13 protein-coding genes are annotated in these 11778 nt (G+C 53.0%); 6 read left to right on the forward strand and 7 right to left on the reverse strand.

Going from position 1 to position 11778, the window contains the following annotated elements; all coding sequences use genetic code 11:
• Positions 1–26 precede the first annotated feature (26 nt).
• Positions 27–1115 (forward strand): transporter substrate-binding domain-containing protein, encoded by a 1089-nt coding sequence (locus ACIRQ6_RS16130; RefSeq protein WP_420861625.1) that lies wholly within the window; start codon positions 27–29, stop codon positions 1113–1115.
• Between the two features lie 3 nt (positions 1116–1118).
• On the opposite strand, the gene ACIRQ6_RS16135 is transcribed toward ACIRQ6_RS16130, so the two are convergent.
• Positions 1119–1460 carry a hypothetical protein gene (locus tag ACIRQ6_RS16135; protein WP_420861626.1) on the reverse strand — a complete coding sequence of 114 codons (342 nt, stop codon included), beginning with the start codon at positions 1458–1460 and terminating at the stop codon, positions 1119–1121.
• On the reverse strand, positions 1453–2280 hold the full coding sequence (gene dapD, locus ACIRQ6_RS16140; RefSeq protein WP_420861627.1) for a 2,3,4,5-tetrahydropyridine-2,6-dicarboxylate N-succinyltransferase: 828 nt from the start codon (positions 2278–2280) through the stop codon (positions 1453–1455). Before dapD ends, ACIRQ6_RS16135 begins: the two co-directional genes overlap by 8 nt.
• Before the next feature lie 87 nt (positions 2281–2367).
• On the opposite strand from dapD, the gene ACIRQ6_RS16145 reads away from it, so the two are divergent.
• Together ACIRQ6_RS16145 and ACIRQ6_RS16150 are read left to right on the forward strand one after the other, a co-directional pair.
• Positions 2368–3180 (forward strand): TIGR00730 family Rossman fold protein, encoded by an 813-nt coding sequence (locus tag ACIRQ6_RS16145; RefSeq protein ID WP_420861628.1) that lies wholly within the window; start codon positions 2368–2370, stop codon positions 3178–3180.
• A 140-nt stretch (positions 3181–3320) separates the two neighbouring features.
• Positions 3321–4787: a zinc-dependent metalloprotease family protein gene (locus tag ACIRQ6_RS16150; protein WP_420861629.1), complete on the forward strand. Its 1467-nt coding sequence runs from the start codon at positions 3321–3323 to the stop codon at positions 4785–4787.
• A 17-nt stretch (positions 4788–4804) separates the two neighbouring features.
• Here ACIRQ6_RS16150 and ACIRQ6_RS16155 read toward each other — a convergent pair whose 3' ends face one another.
• The 3 genes from ACIRQ6_RS16155 to ACIRQ6_RS16165 form a co-directional block, all read right to left on the reverse strand.
• Positions 4805–5002 (reverse strand): hypothetical protein, encoded by a 198-nt coding sequence (locus ACIRQ6_RS16155; RefSeq protein WP_420861630.1) that lies wholly within the window; start codon positions 5000–5002, stop codon positions 4805–4807.
• Between the two features lie 121 nt (positions 5003–5123).
• Complete coding sequence (gene rlmN, locus ACIRQ6_RS16160) at positions 5124–6296, reverse strand: 23S rRNA (adenine(2503)-C(2))-methyltransferase RlmN (RefSeq protein WP_420861631.1); 1173 nt, start codon at positions 6294–6296, stop codon at positions 5124–5126.
• A 119-nt stretch (positions 6297–6415) separates the two neighbouring features.
• The gene (locus ACIRQ6_RS16165) at positions 6416–6946 is read right to left on the reverse strand and encodes an invasion associated locus B family protein (protein WP_420861632.1); all 531 of its coding nucleotides are present in this window, start codon (positions 6944–6946) and stop codon (positions 6416–6418) included.
• Between the two features lie 190 nt (positions 6947–7136).
• Here ACIRQ6_RS16165 and ACIRQ6_RS16170 point away from each other — a divergent pair, with 190 nt between their 5' ends.
• Positions 7137–8135: an asparaginase gene (locus ACIRQ6_RS16170; RefSeq protein WP_420861633.1), complete on the forward strand. Its 999-nt coding sequence runs from the start codon at positions 7137–7139 to the stop codon at positions 8133–8135.
• On the opposite strand, the gene serB is transcribed toward ACIRQ6_RS16170, so the two are convergent.
• Positions 8132–9007, reverse strand: coding sequence for a phosphoserine phosphatase SerB (gene serB / locus ACIRQ6_RS16175; RefSeq protein WP_420861634.1), 876 nt, complete (start codon positions 9005–9007; stop codon positions 8132–8134). The two genes, ACIRQ6_RS16170 and serB, sit on opposite strands and share 4 nt — an antisense overlap.
• 565 nt (positions 9008–9572) lie before the next feature.
• Positions 9573–10538 (reverse strand): tyrosine-type recombinase/integrase, encoded by a 966-nt coding sequence (locus ACIRQ6_RS16180; RefSeq protein ID WP_420861635.1) that lies wholly within the window; start codon positions 10536–10538, stop codon positions 9573–9575.
• Positions 10539–11030: 492 nt separating this feature from the next.
• Between ACIRQ6_RS16180 and ACIRQ6_RS16185 the strand changes: the two genes are divergently transcribed.
• Complete coding sequence (locus ACIRQ6_RS16185; protein ID WP_420861636.1) at positions 11031–11405, forward strand: helix-turn-helix domain-containing protein; 375 nt, start codon at positions 11031–11033, stop codon at positions 11403–11405.
• 13 nt (positions 11406–11418) lie between these two features.
• Positions 11419–11688 (forward strand): hypothetical protein, encoded by a 270-nt coding sequence (locus ACIRQ6_RS16190; protein ID WP_420861637.1) that lies wholly within the window; start codon positions 11419–11421, stop codon positions 11686–11688.
• Positions 11689–11778: the final 90 nt, after the last annotated feature.

Genomic DNA, 11778 nt, shown 5'->3' on the forward strand with positions numbered 1-11778 from the left:
TTGCCAAAATTGAACTAATTGGGGTAATGCGCTGCCATATCGGGGGATTTATGCGCCTAAAACTTGGCTTTTTTGCTATGATCTGGACCTGGGCTTTTGCCGCCCTGTTTCCGGTGTTTGCCCAGGATATCACTGTCTCAACGGTAACGCGTCCACCTTTTTCAATGATGGTAGACGGGCAAGAAAGCGGGTTTTCAATCGATTTGATCCGCGCGATTGCTGAGGATTTAGGACGCGACGTGACCATCGCACGGGAGGCCACGTTTGCAGACATGCTGGACAGTGTTGAAAGCACGCAGGCAGACATTGGGGCGGCCAATATTTCGATCACGGCCACGCGCGAGCAGATGTTTGATTTCTCGCAACCTATCTTTTTGTCGGGCCTGCAAATCATGGTGCAGTCGGATCTGTCGAACACTTCCGCACTGCGCGCCCTGTGGTCACGGGATGTTCTTTTGATGATCGTGGTGGCCTTTGCCGCATTGTTGGCCGCAGGCATGCTAATGTGGCGTTTTGAACGCAAAGCCCAGAGTTACTTTGACCTTAAGGCCAAGGAAGCAGGGTTTCCTGCCTTTTGGTGGGCGCTAAATTTAGTTGTGAACGGCGGGTTTGAAGAACGTGCACCCCGCACCGCCGCGGGGCGCGTGTTGGGCGTTATGTTGGTCATATTCTCGCTGTTTTTTGTGTCCATCTTTGTGGCCAATATCACCGCAATGATGACAGTCAGCGCCATTGAGGGGTCGATCAATTCGGTTCAGGATCTAGAGGGACGATCCGTTGGCACAATAGGGCAATCCACTGCGGCCGGTTATCTGGATGCACGCGAGGTAGATTATGCCAGCTTCGATACCTCCGAAAGCCTGCTGGCAGCGTTTGGTGCCAAACAACTGGATGCCGTGGTGTTTGATGCGCCGATCCTAGCTTATTACGCCAACACCGAAGGTCGCGGAACAGCCACATTGGTCGGCAGCGCGTTCAAGTCTGAAAACTATGGATTTATTTTGCCTACGGGCAGCGCGTTGCGTGAACCCATCAATCAAAGCTTGCTGCGTTTGCGCGAAGATGGCACCTACGACACGCTTTTGCGCAAATGGTTTGGCCGCTCCACGAACTAGGCGCTAGGCCTTGTCATAGAACGGGGTCATTTGGGCAACGATGACGCTATTTTCATCCAGTGCGCGCTGCATCAGCTCTTTCTCTTCATCGCTGATGTCGTGGCCCTCGGCCAAACGTTCATCCAAGGTGCCGTAACCACTGACATCCAAGGGAGACAGGTCCGCTTGCTTGAGGATCGCCACGGTTTCGCGTACGGCCTCCGCCTCGTCCACGCCAGAAGCATAGCACATCAAAGCGGCACCAGTTGCATCACCCGGCAGCCCGTCATCGGGCGAACGCCCCACCTCGACCAACAGGGTAAACACCTGCTGGCGAGAGGGTTTCTTTTTAGGTTTATCAGTCACGCAGCAATTCGTTGATGCTGGTTTTGGACCGTGTTTGTGCGTCGACCTTTTTGACGATCACGGCGCAATAGAGGTTCACCCCGTTTTTCGACGGCATGGAACCCGCCACAACAACCGAACCGGACGGCACTTCGCCATACATCACTTCGCCCGTTTCACGATCTACAATTTTAGTGGACTGGCCGATAAAGACCCCCATGCCAAGAACGGACCCTTCGCGTACGATGCAGCCTTCAACCACTTCGGACCGCGCACCAATAAAGCAATTGTCTTCGATGATTGTGGGGCCCGCTTGCATAGGCTCTAGAACCCCGCCGATGCCGACACCACCGGACAGGTGCACGTTTTTACCAATCTGGGCACAGGACCCAACAGTGGCCCAAGTATCAACCATAGTGCCTTCGTCCACATAAGCGCCCAAGTTCACAAAAGACGGCATCAAAACCACACCAGGGGCGATAAACGCCGACTTACGGACGATACAGTTTGGAACGGCACGGAAGCCCGCGGCACCCCATTCATTGTCGCCCCAGCCTTTGAATTTGCTGTCGACTTTGTCCCACCATGTAGAGCCCTGCGGACCGCCCTCTTGGGGTTCCATATCTTTCAAACGAAAGCCCAGTAACACGGCCTTTTTGGCCCACTGGTTCACATGCCAATCACCCGATGCCTGCTTTTCAGCCACCCGCAATGTACCGCTGTCCAATGCGTTCAACGTATCTTCAATGGCTTCACGGGTCTCTCCAGTGGTTGCTGGTGTGATCGTGTCGCGCGCATCCCATGCGGCTTCGATTGCGGTCTCAAGCTGTGCGTTCGACATAGAACCCTCCAAAACGTATGTGGCATTAACTTTGCGCAGCCTATAGACGAGAGGGGCAAAAGGCGCAATGCAAGCAGGGCTTTGGACATGAATAAAGAACGTAAACACCCTTTCCGTCATTCTGGTCAGGATCGCGAAGCCGCGACCCAAACGCCCGATACACCGCAAACGCGAGCCCCGGCCTACCGCTTGGCCTTTGCGGACGAGGAATTTTTGTGCCGCGATGAGTTGCGCCCTGTACGGTTGCAGTTGGAATTGCTCAAGCCTGAGATGGGATTAGATGCAGCTGGCATCAATTCAACCATCGTTCTTTTTGGTGGGGCCCGGATCCCCGAGCCTGCCAAGAAAGACACAGCACGCACGCAAACGCTGGCGGATTTGTCCAAATATTACGCCGAAGCGCAGGAATTTGCGCGGCTTATGACGCTTAAATCAATCGAATCTGGCGGCCATGACAATGTAATTGTTACAGGTGGCGGCCCCGGTGTGATGGAGGCAGGCAATCGCGGCGCCATGGAGGCGGGCGGCAAATCCATTGGCCTCAATATCGTGCTACCACACGAGCAGGCGCCGAATGAATACGTCACGCCTGAGCTGTGTTACAACTTCCATTACTTTGCCATCCGAAAAATGCATTTCCTGATGCGCGCCAAAGCAGTGACCGTCTTTCCCGGTGGTTTTGGCACATTAGACGAAACTTTTGAGGCACTGACACTAATCCAAACGGGCCGCATGCAATCCGTGCCGTTTTTGTTGTTTGGACGCGCGTTTTGGGAAAGCATCATCAATTGGGATGCGTTGTCAGAGGCCGGAACCATCTCGGCTGATGATCTTAAGTTGTTCCGATTTGTTGAGACCGCGCAAGAAGCCGTCGATATCTTGGAAAACTGGCCAACCTAGACCTATTGTTTCCAAAATCGATCCGCACTGTTTACCAAAATTGGGGATTTGTCAGATTGATGCCATAGACTGGCTCAAAACTTACCCCATAGAAACCATATCAACGTTAGGACTCAAATCACATCTTAGGGGCCTAACACATGTCAGAAGTCAGCGACTTTACCGCACTGCTCGGGATCAACACCCATTCATGGGCGCGTTGGAACAATCCGCTCGACCTGGAAACTGCCGTCATCGTGACCTACAGTTTCGCCAACGCCGACGAGGTTCCAGCCCCCGATCAGGGCGCCTATGCCGCCGACAGTTTTACGCCCTTCACCCAAGCCCAAAAAGACAACTTCTATGATGTTGTCGACATTTTTGAAGCTACAGCAGGCATTATTTTGGTCGAGGTCGACTCCGGCGGTATGATCGACATCTATAGCGCTAGCGGATCAGGCTACGGTGGTTGGGCAAACTACCCAAGTACATCCCTGACATCCGTGAGCTATGGCGATTTGGTTATCGACAGCAATGGCGACTACGACGAAGGCTCCTACGGGTTTACGACGATGCTGCACGAATTGGGCCATGCCTTTGGTCTGGAACACCCTCACGAAGGCGAAAACACGCTGGAAGAGGAAGAAGACAATTTCGGCAACACTGTCATGACCTACAATTTGACTTGGCCGGAATATCCTAGCGAGCTTGGCCCGTTTGATGTTGAGGCGCTTCAGTACATGTATGGAACACCTGTCGACCACACCGGTTGGGTTTTCAACGATACTGACGATGCGTTCGAGATCACTGGCGCCAGCGCTGACGATTCAATTTACGGCGTAGCAGGCGATAATGTCATAAATGGCAAAGCCGGAAACGATACCATTTGGGGTCGCGACGATAATGACAAAATCCTTGGTGGCAGCGGCGACGACTTCTTGTCAGGAATGTATGGCAATGACACGATTTTTGGTGGGATTGGCGACGACATAATCTGGGGCTTTACGGAAGACGCTCCGAACTACAGCGCGGATGAAGACCGACTGTTCGGTGGCGCTGGCGACGACATGATTTATGGGCACTCTGGGCAGGACAAACTGCGCGGCGAAAAAGGCAACGACTTCCTTGATGGCGGCACCTCAAATGACGTGTTGCGCGGCGGTGCGGGCCGCGACACCCTTTATGGCGGGTCGGGCGCGGACACATTACAGGGCGGCGCTGGCAAAGACAGCCTATATGGCGGTGACTTTGGCGACGATCTTGACGGAGGGGACGGTGATGACCTGCTCTACGGCGAAAGCGGCTGGGACACCATGGACGGCGGTAAAGGCAATGACCTTCTCGATGGTGGCGCTGGATCAAACACTTTAACCGGTGGCACCGGGATCGACACGTTCGACTTTTCAAATGCTGAAGAAGGCCAGTGGAACACCATCACCGATTATGAAATGGGCGTTGATATTCTGGACCTGACTGCAACGGGTCGCGAGGGTCAGGATCTTTGGATTACCAATCTGTCTGGCAATGGCGGCACATACATTCGGGTCGGCACCTCGAACGATAATATCGTTATCGTTTTGGAAGGGTATGATGCGTCGCAGATCGATGGCAGTGTTCTGGTATTCTAAGCACATGCTGGGGGCGATTACGCCCCCAGCATGCATACCGGTTCGCCGTGACGCAGAGTTTTAATCACTTCGCCATGCAAAGTGTCTTCGACCAAGTAGCCATAGCCCGCAAGGCGATGTTTCCATTCGCGTGTACTGAGCGATTTCTGCCGTTCAGCGGTTACGAGGTTACGGACCTGAGTGGCCACCAGCGGATCAGTGTTAAAAATTGTCATGTCAGTGTTTCCCTATCCCAAACAGAGTGTTTCTAAGTTCACTCTGCAGGGCCAAAAGGGCGGCATTCTGACAAGGTATCGTTAATTTCGGGGCACAATGGCCCCATTTCTGCCCGATTGTTTACAATCCAGCGTCCGCAGCAATCTGGGCTTTGGATTTACGGCCGCGTTCGGTTTCAGATTTGAGCTGACCACAGGCCGCCATGATATCCTCGCCACGCGGCTTGCGGATCGGTGACGAATAGCCGGCATCAAACACGATGTTCGAGAAGCTTTTGATACGCTTCCAGTCGCTGCGCTCATACGGGGCGCCAGGCCATTCATTGAACGGGATCAGATTGATCTTGGCAGGGATCCCTTTGATCAACTGCACCAACCTTCGCGCGTCCTCATCGCTATCGTTCACACCTTTTAGCATCACATACTCGAATGTGATCCGCTCGGAATTGGACGCCTTGGGATAGGCCCGCAACGCCGACAACAGCTCTTCAATATTCCAACGTTTGTTGATCGGCACCAAAGTGTCGCGCACCTCATCGGTGGTCGCATGGAAGGACACCGCCAACATGCACCCGATCTCTTCTGCAGTTTTCGCGATCTCTGGAACAACACCACTGGTCGACAGCGTGATCCGCCGACGCGACAGAGCTATCCCTTCGGGATCCATAGCGATCTTCATGGCGTCGCGCACATTATCGAAATTATAAAGCGGCTCGCCCATGCCCATCAAAACAATGTTGGACAACAGTCGCGTCTCGGTATTGCGCGCGCCAATCTCAGGCCATTCTCCCAAATCATCTCGGGCCACCATAACCTGCCCGATGATCTCTCCAGCCGTCAGATTGCGCACCAGTTTTTGAGTTCCCGTGTGACAGAACGAACAGGTCAGCGTGCACCCAACTTGACTGGAAATACACAAGGTCCCGCGATCTGTTTCAGGAATATAGACCACTTCAACCTCATGGCCGCCCGCGATGCGCACCAGATATTTGCGTGTACCATCATCGCTGACCTGCTTAGTGACAACTTCGGGAACGGCCACCACAAACGCTTTAGCCAAGTCGGCACGGTAGCTTTTGGAGAGATTGGTCATCTCGTCAAAGGATCGCACACCCTTTTCATAAATCCACTGCCAAATCTGCCCCATGCGCATCTTGGCCTGCTTTTCAGGCGTCCCATGGGCAATCAGTGTCTCGCGTAACACGTCACGGGTCAGCCCCACCAAATTGATTGGGCCGTCAGGCAGTTTACGCGGAATGGTTAGCACGTCTTGAGTAATCGGCGCTTGGGTCATGGTTTAAATCCTTTGCAGATCGCCTGCATATAAGATTCGTTGCAGAATGCAAAAGGGCCGGGTGTCTCACCCAGCCCCGTTTTTTCGTCAAAATATCTTCGCCAGAGGCATCGGACCTATCAACCTGTGCAGCGTTTGCCCGCATCCTCAACGGCCGCGGTAAAGCCAAGCAGGGAAAATGTATCTTTGGTCTGCGTCCCACGCGAGGACCGTGCAGTCAAAACCGCCTGCGCACCGCGTTTCATTGCTGCGATGATTTTGGCGTCATCCGCAGGTGTCGCGGGCCAAGCCCATTCGCCTTCCGTAAACAAATCATAGGACCCATCGCCGATTTGCATCGAAACGGTCGATCCGCTGGCAAATGGATACCCACCAGTAAACGTCAATTGACCGCTGACATTTTGACCGGGACGGTAGAACACCATCAGCAAAATATCACTACGTGTTACGGCCACCACACGGCCACCACGGGTGTTTACGGTTTCCTTAGGTGCAGAGACACTCCAACACTCTTTTGGGTTGGCTTCCTCAAAAACGCTCCAATCTGTGATTGCTGCCACTTGATTGGTGCTTTGCTGGGCAGACGCGCCTTGTGCTGCCACAACGACAGCCACACTCGCCGCGATACCGCGGAGTACATTCGAAATCATTATACAGCCTCCAAGCTGTGGTTGCCTCATCTTCACCGGACTGCTGTTGCATCTGACGGCACTTTTATGCAGATCGGCGGTTCTATGCTCGATGATGGTAGTGTAGTTCAAAGTCGTCCAGTCTGGAAAGGGCTGTGACCCCCTAAATGTGCGGAAAATCGCTGCATTGTGACCAAAAAGGACGGACCAAATGACACAACCTATTCCAATGGTCGAACTTTGGCGCGGGGAACGCTTGGAAAGTCAACATTTGGGCCACGCTGTAATTTGCGACGAGACGGGTCAAATTGTACAGGCTTGGGGGGATCCAGAGGCCATAATTTATCCAAGGTCATCTTATAAAATGGTGCAGGCCCTGCCCCTTATCGAAAGCGGTGCTGCAGATGCGTTTAGTCTTTCGGAAAAACAATTGGCTTTGGCCTGTTCGTCTCATCAGGGGGCCTACATCCACACCAATGCCGTGCGAGATTGGTTACATGATCTGGACCTCAGCGTGGACGACTTGCGATGCGGTCCGCAAAAACCAAGCGATAAAGAGGCCTATCACGACATGATCTGCGCCGGCGAAACCCCTTGTCAAAGTCACAACAATTGTTCGGGCAAGCACACGGGATTCTTGACTTTGAACAAACATATCGGCGGTGGGACGGAATATATCGAAGTGGATCACCCGCTGCAAAAAGCCATGCGCGATGCCATCGAGGACACAAGCCAAACGGACAGCCCCGGCTATGGCATCGATGGGTGCTCGGCCCCTAATTTCGCGACCACTGTCTTTGGCCTTGCGCGGTCTATGGCGTTTTTTGCCAGTGCTTCCGGCCGTTCAGACGCCAGATCTAAAGCCGCTGACAGGCTGACCAATGCCATGCGCGCGTATCCTGAAATGGTGGCAGGCGAGACCCGCGCCTGCACCGAACTGATGCGTGCTATGGATGGGAAAGTCGCCATTAAAACCGGCGCTGACGGTGTCTTTGTAGCGATCGTGCCCGAGCAAAAATTGGGTGTGGCGCTAAAGATTTCTGACGGGGCCTCCCGCGGTAGCGAATGTGCGATTGCAGCCCTCTTGATCAAATTGGGTGTTTTGGATGCAAATCATCCCGCAGCGCTGAAGCGCCATAACGCGCGAGTGACAAACTGGCGCGGCGTCGATTGCGGCGTGATCCAATCAGCAGCTGGTTTTCCAGCCTAGTCTACAAAATCGCTGACCGTGTAGCCCTGTAGGTAAAGCAGCGCAGTCAGATCACCGTGATTGATCCGCACATCACAGTGGGCTGCCACCGAAGGTTTTGCATGCAAGGCGACGCCTGTGCCTGCGCGTTGCAGCATACCCAAATCATTCGCACCGTCCCCAACGGCAATCACATCCTCGCCGCCAATCCCAAGTTGGGCCGTGAAATCCTCCAGAGCATCAACCTTGGCCTGTTGCCCAAGGATCGGGTCGCCAACCTCACCAGTTAATTTCCCATCGCTCACCACAAGCGTGTTCGCGCGATTTTCATCAAAGCCCAGCGTAGCGGCGATATGGGCTGTGAACGCCGTAAACCCACCAGATACCAGCGCGGCGAAAGCCCCTTTAGCCTTCATCGTCGCAAGCAAAACAGGACCCCCAGGCATTAAAGTGATCCGGGTCTCGATCACTTCGGCGATCACGGTTTCGGGCAAATCTTTCAGTAATCCCACGCGTTCGCGCAAGGCTGCGTGGAAATCCAACTCACCATTCATGGCGCGGGCTGTGATGGCTTTGACGTGATCGCCCACACCAGCCACATCGGCCAGCTCATCAATGCATTCCTGTTGGATCATGGTGCTGTCCATATCAGCGATCAACATCTTCTTACGGCGATTGACCGAAGGCTGCACGACCAGATCGATGCCCGTCCCTTGAACATCTTCCCAGACTTGCCAGAGATTCGCGGGCATCTGGCCCAGCGCAAATTCGCAGGCCACGTCAGGATTGAGCCAAACAATATCGCCCCCACCCCACGCATTTCGAAGGGATTGTGGCAGGGCTGCCTCGAGGCAGGGTTTGGCGGGATCACACAGGAGGGTCGCAGTAAACATGGGGCGGCATAAACCAGTCTTACCGCCTCTTTGCTAGGATTATTTCGGAAACATCTACTTCCTATGTGAACAAACGGCGCCTCGCCGCACAAGTGGCAGGACGAGTTATCTAGAAATCGAGGTTTGTATTTTTCGCCACACAATGACGATAATCCGCCAAGCCTTTCAGGGCTGTTCGGTCAAGTTCATGAACACAACAATCAATGCCGCAAGGATCCACGGGACGACTACGTCAAAATAATAGGATCGCGATAGGTTCACGGCTCAGATCTTGCCGTCAAAGAACTGAAAGCTTAGGTGCGCGCCATCCGATTCTAAGACTTGGCGTTACCAAAAAAAGTCGCATTTTTGGGTTCAAATTTGTGCCGATCGGAAACACGCGTTGCTAAATCGTGGACCAAAAAGCTGAATTAACCCATTTGGCAAGTTCCTTTGCCTGTTGCCGTTTTCAATGAGGTTCCGTATGTCCAGCAGTGGGACACCCTTCCCCAACGAAGGGTCCAAGTCATTGTTATATCTCCTTTTATTTACAGCTACTTGGCTGATAAGCGCTTTCGTCTTGTGTCTATTTTGTGCCAAAAAGCACATCCGTGACGGTCGGATCATCCATCGCATGAGCATAGAATTTCATTACCGTTCCAACGTCTTTCCAGCCGCCGCGTACCGCAACAGTCTTTGGGTCTATCCCTGCCTGCAGCATTGAAGTTGCAAATCCATGGCGACAACAGTGGGGCGAAAGCTTTTCGATGCCCGCTCGCTCAATGACGTTGTTCCAAACCTGCCCCACGCTTTCGCCAGAGGCATAATGAAACACCAGACTGTCAGGTTCGCGGTTTGAAGGAATGTTCGCCAATGCCGCGATGACTGGCGGCGACAGGTGCGCGACGCGTTGGTCATCGATTTTAGTTTGATTGATCACGGCCTTCTTCTGAAACAGCTCGACGTCACCCCAAGTCAAAGCACATGCCTCACCACGTCGTGCTCCCGTGCCGAACATAAACAGGCACAACGCAGCCAAGTGGTGTAGCTCATCTTGAACTGTTTGCTGGGCGAAAGCTTCAACCCATCCCCGTGTTGCAGGGGTCTTTCTTTTAGCATTGACCTTGAACCGCTTGACTTTGATCCGTGCACACCATTCCAAATCCGCTGCGTAGTTGATGATCGCCTGCGCCGGTACGATGCCTTGACGGTTCAAAGTGGCATTGGCCGCGCCAGGATACAATTTACGGGCCATTTGGCGGATAGCCTCGCCTGTGATCTTCGGGACAAGCGTGTCCTTCCAATAGTCCTCTACGCGATCAAGAAACCGGTCGTCACGCGCTGCCTGTCTATAAGCAATTGCGGCTTGGGCAAACGTCAGCGTTGCGCCGGGTCCATCAAGATGACTTTGCCACGCTTTTGCTTCGATTTCGGCTGCGATCCTTTCAGCAATCCTCTTGTCCGCTGTTCCCGTAGGGCCTCGTAGTCGCCTACCGGCAACTGTGCCCCTGTAGCTATAGAGCTTGTTCCGTTTAAAGACTTTGAGCGGCATTCCATCGCCTCCATAAACGTGACCACAAGATGATCCAACATAATTACTTTCTGACCAATTTTGCAAAAGCATCCAAGTTCGCGAACAGTGTCCGACACGAATCTTGGAGAAGCAGTAAGACGCTTCGCGAGGGCACACGGCGTCGTATATGATGGCAAAATGTCACTCATCTTCTGCCACCTCCGCTTGGCATGGTTCGACCATATTTCGAGCGATGTAGTCATGGATGGCGTTCTGAGGCAGGAGGAAATTGGCCCCATTTCCTAAGAACCTAATACTTTTCGTCGAGATCAATTTCCTGATCCGCTTCTCAGGCCAACCAGTCTGAGCGGCCAGTTCTCTTGGGGTAAGCAGGGAACAATCGTCCATAGTTCTTTCCTCTTTATCAAATAGCGGTATGATTAGACAGAATACGTCACATAAGGTTACGTAAGTACGAATATGGGAACATTTGTCCGAATGTCAACTGTATTGATTGGGATTGGCCAAAGGATGCTCAGCGTGCGCAGCCAATTGGGCTACCCTCAAAGCAAGGTCGCAGCGATACTCGGGATCGCTGACAAATCCTATAAAAACTACGAGCTTGAAAAGAGAGAGTTGCCGCTCTCGATCGCAGTCAAATTTTGCGAAGAGTTCGATAAGAACCTAATTTGGCTGGTCTTTGGCACCTCCGTTCCTGACATTGAGCAATCAGCTCGTCTGGCCGGGGAAACCGCGCAGGCTGTTTTCGAGCATGCCAATGCGCACGAAAAGTCCTTTACCAGCGCTGAAGTCCAAAAATTCACCCAATACATTTTTGAGCAATCCCTCTCAAAGGGCACATCGCCGCAAAGCGAGGCAAAGCTATTCTTTTCAGCCATTGGATAAGGCGAACAACTCGATGAAGCATCTAAAAGACCCCAACACGCCGATCAATAAATTCGCCAACACTTTGCGCTTGATGGGCATCCTGCTTCTGGTTGCTAGCAGCATAGGATTCATCTCGTATCGCTCGGAGACAGGCAACTTCTGGGACGTTTACACACTCTTCCTGCTGCACCTTGCTGTCGCGGGAGCCATCCTTGCATTTGTTGGCGAAACACTCTGGAAAATCCTCATCAGGAATAGCGACGTTTCACGCCGCAAATTCTATTTTTATGATGAAGAATGATTGGCTGAATTAATTTGTGGCAGAGCCTAAACCCCGCCTCTTATCAGCAGGCTATATACACCCATAGCTGACCTTGGAGCAAAATGCGGC

It is taken from the genome of Algirhabdus cladophorae (assembly GCF_044772865.1).
Lineage (GTDB): Bacteria > Pseudomonadota > Alphaproteobacteria > Rhodobacterales > Rhodobacteraceae > Algirhabdus > Algirhabdus cladophorae.